The sequence below is a fragment of the Segatella copri genome (assembly GCF_019249795.2).
GTDB classification, from domain to species: Bacteria; Bacteroidota; Bacteroidia; order Bacteroidales; family Bacteroidaceae; genus Prevotella; species Prevotella copri_B.
Genome location: NZ_CP156891.1, coordinates 1,825,809 through 1,843,236, shown reverse-complemented (window position 1 = coordinate 1,843,236; position 17,428 = coordinate 1,825,809). Strand labels below are relative to the sequence as shown.

Genomic DNA, 17,428 nt, shown 5'->3' with positions numbered 1-17,428 from the left:
CGATGGAATCGCTGGGGACGGGGACGAACGGGGGGTAGGCCCTTTTTACCTTTTTACTTTTTTACCTTTAAAAGCCCCTTCAGGTCGGCGATGATGGCCTGGGTGTAGGCTCTTATCTGAGATTCTGACAGATCGCTGATATGCTCGGGAGCGAGGGCGGCGATGTGCTGGCGGGTCTCCATCTCTATCATCGTGGCGATAGGGAGGAGCTTGTGGGCTGTCTTGCCGATGGCTTCTATTGATAACTCGCCTTCTGTTGCCTGCTGGAGGTTCTGGAGATGGGATGACAACTCCTGCTTGACGGTGCTGAGTATCTCGGCTTCTGCCTCCGGATCGCCTTCTGCAAAGGTCAGGAGGGCTGCAAAGCGGGATTTCTTATTGGTTTTCTCTGTAATATCCTCTGCTGATGCAGTATCCCTTGTTTCCTCTGCTATTTCCTCTGTTTCTGATGCTGCATCCTCTAATCCGAGGATTTCTTTCAGCTTCTCTGTGCTGAACGGCTTGAAGAGGCAATCGTCGAAACCGGCTTCTTTCAACTCTCTGATGATGCTGGCATCGTGGGCGGTCATCGCTACTACCTTCATGTGGCTGTGGTTGATGTGCTGAATCATCTTGATGCCGTTCATCTCGGGCATTTCTATATCCATCATCATCAGCGCAGGATGCTCGTTGTGGAGCATGGTGAGCGCCTCGGCTACATGCAGACAGGCAAAGACTTGCCAACTGTCGCCTATCAGCTTCTTCAGCATCTCCTGAAGCAGACGGAGCTGCAACGGGTCGTCATCGAGCAGCAGTATCTTGTGGTTTTCGAAATGGGGCTTGGTTGGGGCGAGGGGCTTCTGCTCTTCTGCCTCTTCTGCTGCAGGAGCGGTACCTAAGGCAAGCGGAATGGTGACGGTGAAGGTGCTGCCCTTGTCCTTGACGGATTCCAGACGCAGGGTGCCCTGAAGCAGATTAACCAGTTCCTGGGTGATGTTCAGCCCGAGACCGGTGCCCTCGATGCCCTGGGCACTCTTCAGACGGGTGAACGCCTGGAATACCTTCTGGCGCTCTTCGGTGGTCATGCCCTTGCCGGTATCCCTTACCGAGAAGGTGAGGAGGTGCTGGGGACTGATGGCTGCCTGGATGGTGACGCTGCCCTTATCGGTATACTTGATGGCATTGCTAACCAGGTTGTTGAGTATCTGACGGATACGGAAGGCATCGGCACGGTAGTAGGTCTGCGGATTGCTGATGCCATCGAGCTCCAGATGCAGTTCCAATCCCTTCTCCTGGCTCAGGATCTGCATCTCTCCGGCACACTGGCGGAACATGTCGGCAGGCGAGAAATCTACAGGGTTCAGCTTCATCAGTCCGTTTTCCAACTGGTGATAATCGAGCAGGGCGGCAACGAGCCGGGAGAGATGGGTGGCAGAACCCTTGATGCTGTTGAGACAGGAGATGCCTTGCGGGGTGTCGACATAATCCTTCATCAGGTCGATGAAGCCCGAGATGCTGGCAGCCGGAGCCTTGATGTCGTGGGTGATGGTGAGGAGCAGGCGTTCGCGCTGGTTCATGATGCGCCTGATTTCCTCGTTAGCCTCTTCGAGATTCTCGCGGTAGATGCGTTCCTTCTGCGTATCGCGGTAGATGTAATAGACGAGGATGACGGCGGCTGTGATGGCTACGATGGCAAGCAGACCTATCTGCCAGAGCAGATTCTGGCGCGCCTGCATCGCCTGGTTGATAGCCTGCTGCATCGCCTGACGTTCGCGCTGGTGGATATCGTTGAGCTGCTGGGAGGAGCGCAGGGCGAGGCGGGCATTGGTTATCTGCAGGTCTCTCACCTCGCGGTTGATGGCATCGTGGTTATCGCGCGTAGACTGCTTCTCCTTGCGGTCAATCTGTTCCAGGATATCGGCTACGTTTCCGGCTAAGTTGACCGGGGTAGAGAGGGTATCGGTGACAGCCTGGTTGCTGTCGCGTCTGATGCTGAGCGTTTCGGCATGTTCCTTCTTGAAGGCATCGGCAAGGCGGCGAAAGAAGCCCTTGCGGGTTTTCATCACCTCTACGGTGGTGTTCTTTGCCACATGAGTCTTGGGTGCCTTGGAATGCACGACAACGGAATCTTCGCCACTGTTGAGGCTGTTCATCTTCTCATGCAGATAGTTGTGGGATGACTTGCCCTGCATGGCGCGGGTAAGCTGCTGCAGATTGGTCTGTTCCTCCTTGAGCAGGTTGGACATGGTGCTGTCGGCTGCCTGTCGCTTTTCGATATAGTCGCGGGTTGCCTGGTTGATAGCGAGCACGGTTGTGGTGTTGCGATATACCAACCCTATCGCCAGAATCAGTACGATGGCGACGATGATGTAACCCAGGGCTACCTTGAAAGGAACGTTTGTTTGCTGCATCTTTTTATCTTTTAATGTTTTGAGTCTTTTTGCTATTTGCGTGCAAAGTTAATCAAAAATGCGATATAAACCAACGAAAACAGGAGATAAATGCCAAAATCTGGTCATCTATCTCCTGTTTCATTGAAAGCGACGCGTAATTACTATTTTCTGAAGGTGGATTTACTTTGCTACGGTTGAATCCACTGTTGCTGCTGGAGTCTCAACAGGTGTTGCTGTTGTGTCGGCTGGAGCTACTGTGTCTACTGGTTCTGAACCTGCAACGCTTACCATTCTGTTACCTGCAAATACATTGCTAACTGATACCATTGCTACTGCTGCGATAACTGCAAATACTAACTTTTTCATAATTCTTTTGTTTTTTAATTGTGAATATTATTTTGTTTATTAATTCTCTTGCTGAAACTCATTTGCGAGTTCGCTAAATAATATCACAATAGGCGTGCCAAAAATCGATGGATTTGGTTAAGTATCTGATAATCAGGGTTGATGGTGTTTTGTGCCAGAAACGGGATGTGGGGAAAGTGGGGAAAAGGTGTAGAAAAATTCCCCAATATAGTGTGGAATATATTGGGGAATCGGGGTGTGGCATGTTTTACTCCATGCCGTATTTCTTCATTTTGTTGTAGAGTGTCTTGCGGTCGATGGCAAGCAGTTGGGCTGCCTTGCTCTTGTTGCCGTGGGTGGCTCTCAGGGCAGCGGCGATGCTTTCCTGTTCCGACTGTTCGCTGTGCAGCTGCATATTGAGCGGTCGGGCGGTGGAGGTCTGTGCCATCGTCTTCTCCAGTTCCTGGGCACCGATATACTTGCCACGGGCGAGCAGGGTGGCGCGCTTCATCACATTGTTCAGTTCGCGCAGGTTGCCCGGCCAGTCGTATGAGGCAATGATTTCGGAGGCTTTGACATCCATTCCGAGCACATTCTTGCCCAGTTCCTGGTTGGCGTGCTTGATAAAGAGGTTGGCAAAGAGGAAGATATCGGCACCTCTGTCCTTGAGGGCAGGCATGTAGATGGTAAACTCGTTGATGCGGTGATAGAGGTCCTCTCTGAACTTGCCTTCGGCTACCGCCTGCGCCAGATTCTCGTTGGTGGCACAGATGAGTCGGATATCCACATCAATCTCCTGCGTGCTGCCCAGCGGACGGATTTTCCTCTCCTGCAAGGCTCTGAGGAGCTGCACCTGTACTTCGTAGTTGAGGTTTCCCATCTCATCGAGGAAAACCGTTCCGCCGTTAGCTATCTCGAAGGCACCCTTCTTATCCTGTTCGGCTCCGGTAAAGGCACCCTTCTTATATCCGAAGAATTCAGATGCTGCCACCTCCTTAGGAATGGCGCCGCAGTCGATGGCATAGAAAGGTTTGTCCTTGCGCAGACTCTGTTCGTGGATGCTGCGCGCCACATATTCCTTTCCGGTGCCGCTGGCTCCGAGAATGAGCACTGACATCGGGGTTGGGGCAACGAGCGAAACGAACTCGTAGAGCTGTTTGGAAGCCTCGCTTTCACCTTTTATATATCTAGGAACCTCCGTAGCGCCCTGCTGCTCTTCTTGGGGCGCATCCTGCATGGCGGCAGATTCCGCACGCTGAGGGGTTGAAACCGCAGAAGCAGCCGACTGGATAGCCTCACGGATTTTCTCTAAGAGGATTTCGGGATGGAAGGGTTTAGCCACGTAATCGGTAGCACCCGATTTCATGGCACATACAGCATTCTGAACCTCTGCATAGCTAGTCATTACGATAAAAGGCAGGTGGGCATCGGACTTTCTGATATGCTGGAGCAATACCAGTCCGTCATGGTCGGGCAGGCGCAGGTCGGAAAGAACCAAATGGAATGCATCGCCGGCTCCCATCGCTTTGATGGCAGCGCCTACGGATGTTACCCTTTCTACATCGAATCCTTTCTTTTTGAGCCAAGTCTGTATCATTGTTCCGAATGCCAAATCGTCTTCTACAATCAATATCCTCTTCATAATGTTCTGTTTTATCCTCTTCTATAATATCGTTATATATAACTTTGTGCAAAGGTACGGAAAAGTTGTATGGAAAGCTATTTAATTCACATTATTTAGCAATAAAACCGACTAAAAATCTACAAACCCTGTTCTATTATCTTATTTTTAGTGAAAAGAGCAATTGTTTTCGGATAAAAGCATGCTAGTTGCTTTATTTTTTGTATCTTTGCAACCATGTTAAAACAAGATTTAGAGTCATGAATCCGATTGTACAAACCATCATATTGTCAGCTTCGGCGGTGCGCATGTTGCCGCATATCGCTTTGTATCTGCTCCATAAGAAGGAGATAGATGCCGACCTGCTGAAGGTGCAGGAGAGGAAGCCTACGGTGCTCAACCTGATTAAGGCATGCACCCGCGAAAGGAGTTTCCGCAATCTGTTTTATTACCGCATGGGCGAATACCGTTCGGTTTTCATCAGCTGGCTGTTGCCTCCTGAGCGTACGATGACCATCTGGTGTCCGCATATCGGGAAGGGTGCGCATCTGGAGCACAGCTATGCCACCTATCTCAACGCAGAAAGCATAGGTGATGACTTCTACTGTCTGCAGATGGTGACGCTGGGCAACGGCAAGGGCGGCAGACCTACCATCGGAAATGACGTGAAGATTTATACCGGCGCCACGGTATTCGGCGGCATCCATATCGGCAACCACGTGACGATAGGCGCCGGTGCTGTGGTATTCCAGGATATTCCCGACGGGGCTACCGTGGTAGGGAATCCGGGGAGAATCATTCAGAAATAATCAATTTAAAGATAGAGAATATGAACTATGCATTGATCATAGCCGGAGGTTCTGGCAATAGAATGGGACAGGACATCCCAAAGCAGTTTATGCATGTAGACAACTGTCCTATCATCATCCATACGATGATGGCTTTTCAGAAGCATCCTGATATTCAGGGTATTGCTGTGGTATGTCTGGCAGGTTGGGAAACGGTACTGCAGTCGTATGCCAACCAGTTCTGCATTACCAAGCTGAAATGGATATTCCCTGGCGGAAGCAATGGTCAGGAGTCAATCCACAATGGTATCTATGGCTTGAAAGAGGTGGGATGCGGTGATGACGACCTGGTGCTGGTGCATGATGCCGTGCGCCCACTCTTGTCGCAAGACATCATCTCATCCAATATCGCCATCTGCCAGAAGTATGGCTATGCCATTACGGGTATCAAATGTAGAGAGGCTATCCTGGAGAGCGAAGATGGTTTTACGACCAACACCAGTATTCCGCGCGACAAACTGATCCGTACCCAGACACCCCAGACCTTCCGTTTGGGCAATCTGATAGCAGCCCACGAAGAGGCTAAGGAGAAGGGCATCACCAATTCGGTGGCATCCTGTACCCTGATGGCAGAACTGGGAGGCATACAGATGCATATCGTGCCTGGTTCAGAGAAGAACATCAAGATAACCACCGTTGAGGATCTGGAGATACTGAAGGCACTGATGAAGGTTCAGCCTGAGGCTTGGTTAAAATAAACATGTTATGATAGGAAATTCACCATATAAGGAAGATATTGCGCGCCTTTTCCGGGAAGGTTTGGAATTGGAGCGTCTGCATGGCAAGACCATTCTTGTGGCTGGTGCTACAGGATTGGTAGGAGGCTGTGTGGTTGATGTGCTGATGCAGAATCCTGCCCGGTGCTACAAGGTGATAGCAGCCGGAAGAAACAAGGAACGTGCCCGACAGAAGTTTGCTGCCTATTGGGAGGATGAATCTTTCTTCTTTGCAGAGATAGACGTTACCCAGCCTGTCATCAAGAGCATGGACAGGATGATAGGGGAACCAGTCTATAATGAGTTGGCTGAGGACGCTGATTACATCATCGATGCAGCCAGCAATGCGAGTCCTAACTTCTTTAAGCAGAACCCTGTAGAGGTGATGAAGGCAAACATCAACGGCGTATCCAACCTGCTGGAATATGGATTGAGTCACCGCATGCAGCGCATGGTTTATATCTCTTCGGGTGAAATCTATGGCGAGGGCGATGGCTCTGAATTTACCGAGAAGAGCAGCGGCTATGTGGATTGTGCATCGGTGCGTGCCTGCTATCCATCTTCCAAACGTGCTGCCGAAACGCTCTGCATGGCATACGGAGCAGAGTATGATGCCGATGTGGTGATAGCCAGACTGAGTCATACCTACGGTCCGGGCTTTACGGAGAGTGACAATAGGGTGTATGCCCAGTTTATCCGCAATGTTCTGAAGGGTGAGGATATCGTCCTGAAGAGTAAGGGTGAGGCTTTCCGCTCCTGGCTTTATGTGGTAGATGCCGCCCATGCCATCTTGCGCCTCCTGCTGGATGGCGAGAGGGCAAATGCCTATAATGTGGCTCATTCAGAATCGAATATCTCCATCCGCCAACTGGCAGAGCTGATAGCCCGGAAAGCGGATAGAAAGGTGGTGTTTGATATTCCTGAGGCGGATGCGCAGCAGGGCAATACCACGCCTATCACCAAGGCAACCTTCAGTACGGATAAACTCAAGGCTTTAGGCTGGAAACCGCTCTTTGATGTAGAAGAAGGTTTCGGACATACCTTGCAGGAAGTGAGGGAAGGCTAAAGCTTTCTTTTAATCTCATCCCATGTTTCCCGCTTTTCCATGTTCAGATAGTAGCGAAGGTGTTTCTCTACTCTCTGTTCTACGGGTGGAAACTTCATATAGTCGCCAAAGAAGTGGCGCAGATAGGTATCAGCCTGCTCCGGCAGCAAGACGGTGGTATCCTCGAACGGGAATTCCTTGCCCTTGCCGAGCCATTCCTTCGGGAAAATCTCCTTATAGTGGTAGGAACCTGTATTCACCAGTACGTTCTTCGCCTTATCGAAGTCATACCGGTGACTCATCTCGTCCATCTGCTGGATGAGGCGGTGGCGCATCTTGCTGCGGCAGAAGAAGGCGATCGTCTTGATGGCAAAGCGGCCCCAGGTTTCCTTGTGCAGGAGCAGGGAGATGTACTCAAAGAAAGTATTGTGGGTGGTTACGGCATTCAGACGGTTGATGGTCTTAGAGTATTTGCGATACAGCGCCTTTGCCGTTTCCAGGTCATCGTCGGTGGCATCAAGAGGGAAGATATCTACGTAAAGACCGATGATGCAGGGACGCTCCTTCTCCTCGATAAGGGTGGTTTCGCGATTCACGAGTTTAGAGAAATACAGAGGATACGATTCGTTGTTGTAGGGAGTCACTACCTCGTATTTGCCAAAGTCTTCGTGTTTGGCGATTTCGAGCAGACGGTCGTAGTCGGGGCGTGGCATCAGCACGTCGATGTCATCGTCCCAGGGAATCATTCCGTGGTGACGGGCGGCTCCGATGGCGGTGCCGGCACAACAGTAATATCTGAGGTGATACTTGTTGCAGATTTCGATGAATGCCTTCAATATATCGAGTATTGTGGCATTCCATTCCTTCTTGATGTTCTTAATATCCATACTTTTTTCTGTTTTACGGCTGCAAAAGTAAGCAAAAAGTTTTGAACTTCAAACTATTTATGCTACTTTTGCATTCTAAAAAGTAAAAACAAGTAATATTCCATATTTATCAGATAGAAACGATGGCAGAATCATTAAAGGAAAAAACCGCCAAGGGATTGTTCTGGGGAGCGATGAACAGTGGCTCTACCCAGGTACTCAATATCCTCTTTGGCATCTTCTTGGCGCGTTTGTTGTCGCCAGCCGATTATGGTATCATCGGCATCCTCACCATATTCACCCTGATAGCGGGCAATCTGCAGAGTAGCGGGTTTACCCAGGCACTGGTGAATATCAGAAAACCCACCGATAACGATTATAACTCGGTGTTCTGGTTTAATGTCCTGGTGAGTCTTACCATGTATGTGGTGCTCTTTTTCTGTGCGCCGCTGATAGCAGATTTCTTCCATCAGCCTTGTCTCACCTCCCTGTCGCGCTTCGTGTTCCTGAGTTTCTTTATCTCTTCGTTTGGCATCGCCCAGAACGGATATATGATGAAGAACATGATGAACAAGGAGATTACCATCGTTAATTTCATGGCCCTGATCAGTTCGAATGTCGTGGGACTGGTACTGGCATTCAACGGCATGGCTTACTGGAGTCTTGCCTGGCAGCAGGTTATCTTTATCCTCGTGCTGAATATAGGAAGATATTATTATACGGGATGGCGCCCGAACTTTCATATCGATTTCGGACCGGTGAGGAAGATGTTTGGATTCAGCGTGAAACTCCTGGTTACCAACATCATTAATACGGTGAGCAATAATGTATTGACCTTTGTCTTCGGCAGGTTCTATCCGATTAATGATGTGGGTAACTATAGTCAGGCATACAACTGGGACACCAAGGCTAATTCGTTTGTTGCCAATACGGTGGGACAGATAGCTCAGCCTGTCTTGGCTTCTATCCAGAACGATAAGAACCGCGAGTTGCTGGTGTTTAGAAAAATGCTCCGTTTCACGGCATTCCTTTCTTTTCCATTGATGTTTGGTTTGACCCTGGTATCACGCGAATTCATTCTGATTACGATTCATGAGAAATGGATAGCCAGTGTGCCGCTGTTGCAGATTCTCTGTGTGAGCGGTGCCTTTATGCCGATTTATACGCTCTATCAGAATCTTGCCATCAGCAAGGGGCGTTCTGATGTGTATATGTGGTGCAACATCGGTCAGGTAGTGGGGTTGCTCGCCTTGGTGTTGTTCTGTCATCAATATGGCATCCAGACCATGGTGATAGCCTATACCGTGTTTATCATCGCCTGGCTTTTGGTCTGGCAGTGGATGATGAAGCGTGTTGCCGGATTGCGGTTCCTGGATGTGGCAAAGGATATACTGCCATTCATGCTCTGTGCGGCAGCCACGATGGTAGTTACCTATTTCATGACTCGCAGCCTGCAGAACATCTATCTCCTGCTGCTGGTTCGTCTGCTGGTTTCAGCCACCATCTACTTCTGTATCATGAAGCTGCTGAAGGTGCAGATATTAGAAGAGTGTATAGCTTTCTGTAAGCGAGGTAGATAAGATTCACCCTCTTGACAGGTACCCCCTTTTTGATGAGCTTGATGATGAGTCGGATGAGGCAGCTCTTAGGCTTGTAGCCGAGTGCCTGATCCACCTTTTCGAAGGCTACCTGTGCGTTTGCTGCCCAGCGGTAGGCATTGACGATGCCTATCTCTGTGGCTCTGAGATACTGATGCTTCTTATCGTTCTGCTCGAAAAAATCGATGAGTCGGCGGGTTGACTTGAAGTATGACAGGAGATTCTTTTCAGAGATGTTGTGATTGTAGGAATTCTCATTGTCGGTACGATAATAATATACCGCATCATCGATGTTCACCTTTTTGCCGTAGAACATGAACTGGGCATTCCAGAAAAGATCTTCCGCATAGTTGATGCCCTCTTCAAAGAATATCCTGTGCTCCATGATGAGCGAACGCTTATAGATTCTGCCCCACAGCCGGTTGGTGATGATGTTCTGACAAACAAGCAGTTTGAGCAGTTTCTTGTCAGAAACATCAAAAGGTTTCTGGAGTATTCCAGCTTTACCATCGCACCATTCCCGGTAGCCGCCATCAATCAGGTCGGCATGAGTGCTTTCGGCTTTTGTGGTCAGCTTCTCAACTGCATCTTCCGGCAGCATGTCATCGCTATCGGCAAATAAAAGATAGTCGCCTGTAGCTGCCATCAATGCCGTCTGTCTTGCGGCACCCACGCCCCGGTTTCTGTCGTGGTGGATGATGCGTACCTGTTGTGCTCTTTCAGGATATTCTTTCAGGAGCGATTGTAGGATACCGATGCTATTATCGGGGGTACAGTCATCTACAAAGATGTATTCGATAGACGCATACGACTGCTCGAACAGTGACCGGGCGCACTGTTCGATATATTTTTCTACTCCATAGATAGGGGTTAAGATACTTATTTTCAGCATGATGGTTTTAATCTAAGATACTTTTTTATCTTGTCGAGTTCTCTTTTTTATCTTGTGAGATACTCGAATATCAGCGTGCTATTATAGAAGAACAGGAAGATGGTGATAACTGCGAGTGTGCCACGAAGATAAGGCAGATATTTCTCCTTACAGTTTCTGATGATATATCCGATACAAACCGGAATGATGAACGCCCAATGGGCAGCCATGATATAAACCTCGTTCAGTCCGAATCCCATGACCAGATGAATGAAGGCATCGCATGCCACCCATGAGGCAGTGAGCCAGAGAAAGGCCGATCTTCTTCCCATCCAAAAGCCCATACACAGCAGAATCACGATGATGCCCTCTATGATATAAGGAACGGGTGTCTGGTATTTCACGAATATCGGGCGGTGGCTGTGGATATCTTCCAGCAGATGCTCCCTGTGCAGGATAAGCGATTCGCCAAAAACGTTTTCTACCAGTGATTCTGAACGGGAGATAGACATATCTGCCCATGAGAGCATGCCTCGTTTCTGGATATTTTTGCCAGCGATGGCCTTATCGTGTTTTTGCTTCTGTTCCATCTTAGCCCTAAAAGTACTGTCTTTCGCAGCTTTCTGAGCCACGAGCCGTTCTCCTTCCAGACGGTTCGGAATGATGAAAGCCTTGTTCTGATAAATGCCTGCAGCACCTATCAGGAGGGTAGGCAAGATGATGCCCAATGCCAGATATTTCGGGCGGAAGAGTTTTTTGCCATTGGTAAAGAGGGCGGCAAGGAAGGTCTTGGCGCCATTGCTCAGCGTGATGCCTGCCGTGAAGAAAAAGAGCAGGGCGGTTTGCCACCAAGGCATACCCTGGTGTTCCTTCTGCTGTTTGCCGGCTATATAAAGTGTCATCGACAGGAAGAAAAGCGACATGCCGAAATGGTCATCCACAAAGGTGACGAGCAGCACGTAGGCAAAGGAAAAAAGCATCGCTGTGAGCACATTGCTGTCTATAGCCTTCAGCTGCATCACCTCTCTGAAGATTCTTCTGAAGAAGAGGGTGGAGTAGGTGGAGAAGAATGTCATCATCACCGCCACGATGGTAGTTGCCCAGTTGCGGGAGGTGAGTTCTATCAGCCAGCCGTTCAGTAGCGAGAAAGGATAGAGGAAGAAAGGGAGCATGGGATGGCGATACTCCGTGTAATACACCTTCCACTTCGAGAGGGTAAGGTAGGTGTAGGGGTCGAAACCTGAAATCTGAAAGTTCTTGGTGAAGAGCGTCCAGAATCCTGCTTTCGGTTTGCCGAAATCATCAAAATGATAGGTTATCATCAGCACATTGAAGGCGATGATAACGATGAGTGTAATCAAGGCAAAGAGCCTTTCTTCTTTTTTAATTCTAAATATATTGTTCATTCTCTGATTATTTTTTGCTGGGCTGATGCATGCCGCATCTCCTTCTTAGCGCTGCAAAAGTAATTGTTTTTTCTGAATATTCAAAAAGAAAGGCTCTATTTTGTGTCTTTTTTCTGATAAAAACGGAGTTTTATTTTGTATTCTCTTTTATTTGGTGTATCTTTGTCGCAATGATGATGAAAAAGTCATCAGGACGGACAGTTGGATAATAAAGATAAATAATGACAATGAAACATGCTTTTTTGATAATGGCTCATGGCAGTTTACCGCTTCTGAGGGTATTGCTGTCGATGCTCGATGATGAGCGCAATGATATATTTCTGCATATCGACCGGAAATCGGATATGCTGGATGGTGCTGAACCGCTGGTTCTTTCCAAGGCACGCCTCTTTGTGTTGGAACAGAGGGTGGATGTGCGTTGGGGAAATCTGAGCCAGATTAAGGCGGAGTATGTGCTTTTCGAGGAGGCTTTGAAGCATGGACCTTATGCCTACTACCATCTGCTGAGTGGTCAGGATTTACCTATCAAATCGCAGGATTACATCCATCAGTTCTTTGAGGAGCATCAGGGTAAGGAGTTTGTGGGCATCAATCATGGCGAGGAATTTGAATGGGATTGCCGCCGGAAGATGATGCGTTATTGGCTATTTACCAGTCTTACCCGCTCGAAGTATGGGGCTTTGAATGCCATTACCAGGCGACTGAATAAATATCTTTCGATGCTGCTCATGCCGTTCCTGCATCGCCAGAAGATGGATTTTGCCAAGGGTGCCAACTGGGTGAGCATCACGCAGGCATGCGTGGAATATGTGGTGAGCAAGAAACCGTTTGTGCTGAAGAGATTCAATTATACCTTCTGCCCTGATGAGTTCTTCCTGCAGACCCTGGTATGGAATCATCCCGACTTCCGGGCTGCCCTGTATTCTGAAAAGGATGAATACGAAGGATGTATGCGACTTATCGACTGGAAACGCGGTAATCCATACGTCTGGACTATAGCAGACAAAGAGGAGCTGGAACAAAGCAACCGCCTCTTTGCCCGTAAGTTTGATATGGAGCATGAGGATATCATCCGCTGGATAAAGGCTTCTTATGGGGCTTTATCCTAACATATAGCCTACCAGCAGGTATCCGTTGCTGATCCACAGATAGAGGGTGATGGCGAGCATCAATCCTCTGAAAGCCCATTTCCGGCTCTTTCCTTTAGCCTTGAGCGCCAGGAAGGCGATGGCGACAGGAAGGGCATACATATAGTGGGCGGTCATGATATATACCTCGTTGATGCCGAAGCCCAAACCGATATGGAGGGCAGCATCCATCAGGAAGAATGTCAGGGTGAGCCATAGGAACTTTGATTTTCTTCCGGCGAGGATGCCAAGTAAGAAAAGCACAACGATGCATGCCTCTACCACATAATTGACTGCAGACTGGTATTTCACGATAACCGGACGGTTGCGCAATACATCGCCCAGAAGGTTCTGCTGGTGCAGCATGATGCTTTCACCGAAGAAATTCTCGACCAGAGTTTGTGAGCGGGAGGTCGTCTTGTCGGTCCAGTTCATGAATTCGCCCTTGGCGATAGGTTTGCCCGTGTTCTTGTTCCATATCTGTTTATGGTCACGAACATATTTGGCATGCGCTTTATCCTTGATGATTTTCCTGACGGCAGCTTCTACCTTTGCCGAGTCTTTCACGCCAGTGCTGTCGCGGTATTGCTGGTAAATCTTGGCTGTGGCTTCCTTGTTTTTCTTCATCTTAGCCTCGTGTCTTGCCATCTCCTTAGGCCATACGAAGGTGCGGTATTCCCATCTGGCGAAAGCCCACATGAGTGCGGCAGGAAGGATGACTCCTATCAGGAAGTATTTGATACTGAAGAACTTTCTGCCATTGGTAAAAAGGGCGGCAAGATAGGTCTTCAGACCATTGTTGAGCGATACGCCCGCTGTAAATACAAAGAGCAGGATAGTCTGCCAGATGGTAAGTTGTCTGCCTTTCTTCATGCATACGCCTGTGATATACAGGGTACAGAGGAGTATGATCATCGACATGATGAAATGGTCGGGTACCATCGCTGAAACCATCACATAGGCAAAAGAGAAATAGAAGGCAGAGAGCAGATTGGCATCAAAGCGCTCTGTACCAATCACTTCTCTGAATATACGATAAAGGAAAATGAAAGAATAGAAGGCGCAGAACACCAGGATAGCTCCCACGACAAACTGAACGCAGTTGATGCCGGTAAGCATTAGCAATCCTTGATTTATCTGATTCGGGATATACATGAAGAACGCCAGTAGCGGGTGGCGGTATACGTTATATTCTGTGTCCCAGTGAGATACGATGCTATAGGTAAGCGGGTCGAAACCTGCCACATGGAAGGTCTTGACAAAGAGTTTGTGATAATTATCTGTAATCTGCGAGAACTGGCTGTGGTATTTGATGACAGTCAGGGCATTGAGAGCACATGCTATGATGAGTGCGACGAGTGCTGAAACTCTTTCTTCTTCCTTGATTTTAAAAATATCGAATATCTTTTTCATATCTTTCTTTTATCGTGTTTTGGGAATCCCCTTATTTCTTATTTCTTCAGGAAGAACCTTACCAGGAGGAAGTTTACCGGGATGCAGATGCAGAGGGTGGGTATCATAGCCAGCTGTTTGGCTAGACCCAAGCCTACGAAGAGGTTGAGGCAGAGGGTCTGCATCGAGTAGTTGACGATGTGGGAGAGGGTGAATCCTGCTCCGCGCTTGGCATTCGCCTTTACCTTAAATGTATAGCGGGTACTGGCGATGAAATTGAAGATGAAACTCACGATGTAGGCGATGGTGTTGGCGGTGGTAGCCAGGCTGTGGTCGCCCATGTTGGGGATGAAATGGGTCAGCGCCGGCATCATAGCCAGGTAGATGACATATTGCAGTACCGTAGCCAGTCCGCCTACGATTCCGAATCTGATGACTTCGCCCAGCTTCTCTCGCTTGGCATCATCCATATTATTTATCTTGTTCTTGATATTCATGTTGCAAAAGTACTTCAAAATCTCCAAATTACCAAATATATCCTGGTATTATTTATCTCAGCATCTTTCCTTTTCCGAAGAGATAAGCCAGTCGGGTCTTCTCCATCATCTTGGCGATGCCGATGCTTCCGGCTATGGCGATGAAGATGGTAACGAGGGCAAAACAGATTTCGCTCCTGTCCCAGCTAAAGAGGGGATGATAGAACTTGGCTGCCATCGTAAAGATGGGGTGGAAGAGGTAGATGGGCAGCGTGTTGCGACCCATATATAATAAGGTGTCTTCTGTCTTTCGGACGCTGACATTATCCTGTAGGCGTTTGATGAGGCTGTGTATCCACATCAGGGATGAAATGCAGCACCAGCAGGAGAAGACGATGGCGAGAGTGCCCCAGTCATACCATTCTTCCAAGCCCAGCAAGTTGATCCAGAGCAGCAGGGCAACCGGTGAAGGACGGAAAATTCTGTCAAAGCCGATATGGCATTGTCTGAGTACCGCTCCGATGAAATAATAGGTGGCGGCACTGGGCGAAAGAGCGGGTGTCTTGGACAGGAGCAGGAGTAGGGTGGCGAAGATAAAGAGGCTTGTGGTGGTGCTCATCGTCGTTTTTCCCTGTCTGAGGGTTCCCCAGGTTGCTCCCTTGAAACTGACGTAATAGAGAATGCCGCAGATAATCATGGTCTGGATGAACCAATAGGGACCGATGGAAGTAACGAATATCTTCTCACAAATCTGAGAGAGTGACAGTTCCGTGATGCCATCTCTCACCGGCATGAAATAGGAGAGTACAGAGAAACCGGTTACCATGATGACGTAAGGCAAAGCGAGACACATCAGGTATCTTCCCATCTCCTTTGGGCTTTTCTCGATATTCACGAGATAGCCCGTGATGATGAGGAAGGTAGGCATCATGAATGAGAGAATGCCTGCCTTGAGCTGGGGGTATGCGTTGCCGAAGCTCACGATATGAATCAATATCATGAGAATAATGAGTATGGCTCTTATCCAGTCGATGTCTGTATTCCTTTGTTTCATAACAAGTTAATGTATTGTAAGTCAGTAAGTTGGTATACTTGATACGGCGTTTCGCCGTACATGGGTACTTGGCAAGATGGTTTGCGACTCCGTTAGGCTTTCCTGTCTTCCGTTATGCGTTTCTAAATTCTGAAGGGCTTGTAATGTCCTTTGTTGGCGAAGGCGAGCATCTCCTTATCGCCTCGGCTGTCGCCAAATGCTTCTATTTCGTATTGCGCGCGGTCGAAAGATAATGAGAGGGTACCGTAGGCATTGGCGGAGGTGGTCAGTGCCTCGCAGATGCGGTGCACCTTTTCCTCGCCATAGCAGTTGTTGCTCTTGAACTTGCCGGTAAGTCTGCCGTCAATCACTTCTATCTGGGTACCTAAAACCCTGACTCCATCTAGGCCGCGAACTTTAAAGAACGGGCGGACCCAATTGTCGATGCTGGCACTCACGATGAAAACCTGAGCACCTGCAACCAGGGCTTCGTGTACCAGCGTGACACCTTTGGGGCGCAACAGATGCTGGTATTCTTCGGCAAAATCGCGGCAGAGCGCATCAAACTTCTCGATACGCATGCCGGCAAAGAGATGGGCAAAGATGAGTTGCTTCGCCTTCCAGTTGGGAAAGAGATGCAGCTTCATCAGTACCAGGAGCGGACTGTACATCAGGAAAACCATCAGAAACCGACCGGTACCCTTGGCATATCTGATGAATTCCAGCAGGGTATCGCTTGTTGTCAGCGTTCCGTCGAAATCGAAACAATATATTTTCTTCTTCATTTTCTTATACGATATAAATAAGGATCAGGAAGGAGAGCAACCAGGCGAGCACGATAAACTGTGTAATGCGGTCGCGTAGAATAATCTTCGTAGGGTCACCACTCTTCTGGTCTACCACGGCTATCTGGATGTATCTCAGCAAACCGACCAGCACAAAGACACTCGTAAGATAGAGATAATCAGTATGGAAATTATCAATCACCTCCGGACTCACCGTATACATGATGTAACATACCAGGGTTACGGAAGCCGTAATCGTGATAGCCTGGTTAATGAAGGTGAGGTTGTAGCGGATGGTATTCTTGCGGGGAGCCTCGCCCGTCTTCTCCATGCGCAGCACATCATCGCGGCGCTTGGCAAAACTCATGAAGAGGGTGATGAGGAAGGTCATCAGCACAATCCACTTACTGAGTACGATGCCCGTTGCTACACCACCTGCCAGCAGACGGAGTACGAAACCGAAAGCCACGATACACACATCGATGATGGCATATTGCTTGAATTTGGCGCAGTAGCCGAGATTCAGAAGCCAATAGAAGATGATGATTCCCATCGTCTCCCATGAGCCGAGCAGGCTGCATACACCCATAGAAAGGGCAAACATCAGGAACATCAGTCCGTATGCCTGCTTGATGCTGACCGCCCCCGATGCTATCGGACGATGGCACTTGACCGGGTGGCGGCGGTCGGCCTCCACATCAAAGATGTCGTTGAAACAATAGATGCTCGATGCGGCAAAACTGTAGGCGAAGAAAGTAATCAGACCCGCCAGCAGAGCATCTGTATGCAACAGGGCGCCGCCAAAGAACAGCGGTAAGAAGATAAAGCCATTCTTGATCCATTGCTTCGGGCGAACCAGTCGCAGCAGCGCAGCAAAACCTTTACTGTCTTCCAATTTATTCTCGTTCATAAAACTCCAATTTTCTT

General features: G+C 48.8%; 16 protein-coding genes. 5 read left to right on the top strand and 11 right to left on the bottom strand.

Annotated elements, in window-relative coordinates:
- Positions 1 to 53: 53 nt before the first annotated feature.
- The 3 genes from KUA48_RS07845 to KUA48_RS07835 form a co-directional block, all read right to left on the bottom strand.
- On the bottom strand, positions 54 to 2,390 hold the full coding sequence (locus tag KUA48_RS07845) for an ATP-binding protein (RefSeq protein ID WP_218433133.1): 2,337 nt from the start codon (positions 2,388 to 2,390) through the stop codon (positions 54 to 56).
- Between the two features lie 162 nt (positions 2,391 to 2,552).
- Positions 2,553 to 2,738 carry a hypothetical protein gene (locus KUA48_RS07840; protein ID WP_118080249.1) on the bottom strand — a complete coding sequence of 62 codons (186 nt, stop codon included), beginning with the start codon at positions 2,736 to 2,738 and terminating at the stop codon, positions 2,553 to 2,555.
- 247 nt (positions 2,739 to 2,985) lie between these two features.
- Complete coding sequence (locus KUA48_RS07835; protein ID WP_218433131.1) at positions 2,986 to 4,359, bottom strand: sigma-54 dependent transcriptional regulator; 1,374 nt, start codon at positions 4,357 to 4,359, stop codon at positions 2,986 to 2,988.
- Positions 4,360 to 4,598: 239 nt separating this feature from the next.
- On the opposite strand from KUA48_RS07835, the gene KUA48_RS07830 reads away from it, so the two are divergent.
- From KUA48_RS07830 to KUA48_RS07820, 3 genes are read left to right on the top strand one after another with little or no spacing between them, the layout of a single operon-like run.
- Entirely contained in the window at positions 4,599 to 5,147 is a 549-nt protein-coding gene (locus KUA48_RS07830) for a serine O-acetyltransferase (RefSeq protein WP_194251955.1), read from the top strand.
- A gap of 20 nt (positions 5,148 to 5,167) precedes the next feature.
- Positions 5,168 to 5,884: a 2-C-methyl-D-erythritol 4-phosphate cytidylyltransferase gene (locus tag KUA48_RS07825; protein WP_218433129.1), complete on the top strand. Its 717-nt coding sequence runs from the start codon at positions 5,168 to 5,170 to the stop codon at positions 5,882 to 5,884.
- Between the two features lie 7 nt (positions 5,885 to 5,891).
- The gene (locus KUA48_RS07820) at positions 5,892 to 6,968 is read left to right on the top strand and encodes an NAD(P)-dependent oxidoreductase (protein WP_218433127.1); all 1,077 of its coding nucleotides are present in this window, start codon (positions 5,892 to 5,894) and stop codon (positions 6,966 to 6,968) included.
- On the opposite strand, the gene KUA48_RS07815 is transcribed toward KUA48_RS07820, so the two are convergent.
- Positions 6,965 to 7,834 carry a phosphorylcholine transferase LicD gene (locus tag KUA48_RS07815; RefSeq protein WP_118192090.1) on the bottom strand — a complete coding sequence of 290 codons (870 nt, stop codon included), beginning with the start codon at positions 7,832 to 7,834 and terminating at the stop codon, positions 6,965 to 6,967. The genes KUA48_RS07820 and KUA48_RS07815 overlap by 4 nt on opposite strands.
- 122 nt (positions 7,835 to 7,956) lie before the next feature.
- Here KUA48_RS07815 and KUA48_RS07810 point away from each other — a divergent pair, with 122 nt between their 5' ends.
- On the top strand, positions 7,957 to 9,393 hold the full coding sequence (locus tag KUA48_RS07810; protein WP_218433126.1) for a lipopolysaccharide biosynthesis protein: 1,437 nt from the start codon (positions 7,957 to 7,959) through the stop codon (positions 9,391 to 9,393).
- On the opposite strand, the gene KUA48_RS07805 is transcribed toward KUA48_RS07810, so the two are convergent.
- Positions 9,329 to 10,303 (bottom strand): glycosyltransferase, encoded by a 975-nt coding sequence (locus tag KUA48_RS07805; protein ID WP_153139439.1) that lies wholly within the window; start codon positions 10,301 to 10,303, stop codon positions 9,329 to 9,331. The genes KUA48_RS07810 and KUA48_RS07805 overlap by 65 nt on opposite strands.
- A 47-nt stretch (positions 10,304 to 10,350) precedes the next feature.
- Complete coding sequence (locus KUA48_RS07800; RefSeq protein ID WP_118080261.1) at positions 10,351 to 11,688, bottom strand: DUF6080 domain-containing protein; 1,338 nt, start codon at positions 11,686 to 11,688, stop codon at positions 10,351 to 10,353.
- Between the two features lie 227 nt (positions 11,689 to 11,915).
- Between KUA48_RS07800 and KUA48_RS07795 the strand changes: the two genes are divergently transcribed.
- On the top strand, positions 11,916 to 12,797 hold the full coding sequence (locus KUA48_RS07795) for a beta-1,6-N-acetylglucosaminyltransferase (RefSeq protein ID WP_215651620.1): 882 nt from the start codon (positions 11,916 to 11,918) through the stop codon (positions 12,795 to 12,797).
- Here the strand turns inward: KUA48_RS07795 and KUA48_RS07790 are convergent.
- From KUA48_RS07790 to KUA48_RS07770, 5 genes are all read right to left on the bottom strand, one after another.
- Positions 12,789 to 14,228, bottom strand: a complete 1,440-nt coding sequence (locus KUA48_RS07790) for a DUF6080 domain-containing protein (protein ID WP_218433125.1) — start codon at positions 14,226 to 14,228, stop codon at positions 12,789 to 12,791. The two genes, KUA48_RS07795 and KUA48_RS07790, sit on opposite strands and share 9 nt — an antisense overlap.
- Before the next feature lie 38 nt (positions 14,229 to 14,266).
- Positions 14,267 to 14,704, bottom strand: coding sequence for a GtrA family protein (locus tag KUA48_RS07785; RefSeq protein ID WP_153080216.1), 438 nt, complete (start codon positions 14,702 to 14,704; stop codon positions 14,267 to 14,269).
- Positions 14,705 to 14,756: 52 nt separating this feature from the next.
- Complete coding sequence (locus KUA48_RS07780) at positions 14,757 to 15,737, bottom strand: acyltransferase (protein ID WP_218433124.1); 981 nt, start codon at positions 15,735 to 15,737, stop codon at positions 14,757 to 14,759.
- Positions 15,738 to 15,859: 122 nt separating this feature from the next.
- Positions 15,860 to 16,501, bottom strand: coding sequence for a haloacid dehalogenase-like hydrolase (locus KUA48_RS07775; RefSeq protein ID WP_117586422.1), 642 nt, complete (start codon positions 16,499 to 16,501; stop codon positions 15,860 to 15,862).
- Positions 16,502 to 16,505: 4 nt separating this feature from the next.
- Positions 16,506 to 17,411, bottom strand: a complete 906-nt coding sequence (locus KUA48_RS07770) for a decaprenyl-phosphate phosphoribosyltransferase (protein ID WP_117691883.1) — start codon at positions 17,409 to 17,411, stop codon at positions 16,506 to 16,508.
- Between the last annotated feature and the right edge of the window lie 17 nt (positions 17,412 to 17,428).